Here is a 546-nt window from a genome sequence, read left to right as displayed (position 1 = left end):
ACCGAATTCTTTCCACCGTATAGCTCAGTTGTTCTGTGATCTTCCAGAGGTTGATTGGATTCAAGGATTGAACAGTTTTATTGATTTAGAGGGAAATTTAATTCACACCCAAACTGCACAAAATTTTAATCTGATTAAGTTTTTAGCTGGAGATTTCAAGTGGATACAGCAAGAATCCACTTTGTGGAGGAGAAGCCTCTGGGAAAAAGCAGGTGGAAGAATGGATGACCGGCTAAAATTGGCAGGTGATTTCGAGCTCTGGTTTAGGTTCTTTCAGTTTTCCACTTTATATAATACGACAGTACCAATTGGAGCTTGGCGGAAAAGAGAGGGTCAGTTATCTGGGGCCGCAATGAATATTTATCTTGAAGAAGCTGAAGCTATAAGGCGATCCTATATAATTAATAAGCAGCAACGACGCATTCTGGGAAAGATGAAAATTTTTGAGAATCTAATTAAGATTTCAAAAAAATTTAAATTTTTAAATCATCATATTCTGGAGAGGAAGAGAAATAAAAAGTTAGGTCTATACAAACTCAATATTAC

1 protein-coding gene is annotated in these 546 nt (G+C 36.3%); it reads left to right on the top strand.

Annotation, left to right across the window (positions count from 1 at the left end; all coding sequences use genetic code 11):
- A partial coding sequence (locus HC175_RS17000) for a glycosyltransferase family protein (protein WP_209310048.1) occupies positions 1–546 on the top strand: 546 nt, incomplete at both ends.

It is taken from the genome of Salinimicrobium oceani, assembly GCF_012037645.1.
Note: the sequence above shows the minus strand (reverse complement) of the source record. Positions and strands in the feature narration are given on the sequence as shown.